The 768-nt window shown below is 74.6% G+C and carries 1 protein-coding gene and 1 pseudogene; both read right to left on the bottom strand.

Annotated elements, in window-relative coordinates; translation table 11 throughout:
* Window positions 1-5: 5 nt before the first annotated feature.
* Window positions 6-182: a hypothetical protein gene (locus AC5LUJ_RS19765; protein WP_250286063.1), complete on the bottom strand. Its 177-nt coding sequence runs from the start codon at window positions 180-182 to the stop codon at window positions 6-8.
* Window positions 179-768, bottom strand: a pseudogene (locus AC5LUJ_RS19760) (hypothetical protein); the annotation flags it as partial. The gene AC5LUJ_RS19765 and the pseudogene AC5LUJ_RS19760, both read right to left, overlap by 4 nt.

The raw sequence follows: 768 nt of genomic DNA, 5'->3' as shown, positions 1-768 counted from the left end.
GTCGTCTACCCGTGGTATCTGGCGCCAGTTGTTCCGGCGCTCGCTGTCATCGCCGCCAGCGGCGGATCCGCGGCGGCGCGCCGGCTGGTGATCGTCACGTCGGTGGTGCTGTGCGTGACGTCACTGGCGTCGCTGGCTCCGACCTGGGCCCTGCTGGGCCGGGCGTCCGCACCCGCAGTCATGATCGCGGCCGTGGCCGCCGGAACCGTCGTCCTGGGCGCGGCAGCACTGCTCGCGCGACCTCGCCGACGGCGGACCAGCAGACGATGACCAGCAGGAGGTTGCGCACCACCAGCAGCAGGCTCGCGAAGACCTGCCCCGAGAGCAGGTCGTCGTACCGGATCGGGTAGATCACGAGCGAGATCAGGCAGATCACCGGCAGCCCGACAGTGATCCACCGACGTGACGAGGCCGGGCGTCCTTCGACCGCCGCGGCGGGCTGGCGAGGCCGGATCCAGCGACGTGACGGGGCCGGATGGGCCGCCCGGGCACCGCCCGGGCCCACCCCGGTTCCCGGGCCGGTGAAGGAGGGCACACTGGCCTGATCCGGGCCGCCAGGGCCCGTCCCGGATACCGGGCCGATGCCGGTGGCCTGGCCGTCCAGCCCGGTGCGGGCCGCCGCGAGGTCCAGCGCCTCCGCCGGCACCGCCCCCACGGCCGAGCCGGCACCGACGGCCGCTCCCGGGCCCGGGGCAGGGCAGGCATCAGCGGTCGAGCCGGCGACGGCGCCAGCGGCGGCAGGACCGGCGCCAACAGTAAGATCATCAA

The sequence above is a fragment of the Protofrankia sp. CiP1_Cm_nod3 genome (assembly GCF_982290655.1).
Note: the sequence above shows the minus strand (reverse complement) of the source record. Positions and strands in the feature narration are given on the sequence as shown.

Bases quoted from the DNA above. Each gene is read 5' to 3' on its own strand.
- AC5LUJ_RS19765 (WP_250286063.1), bottom strand. From the start codon at position 182: ATGACTGCGGGTGCGGACGCCCGGCCCAGCAGGGCCCAGGTCGGAGCC.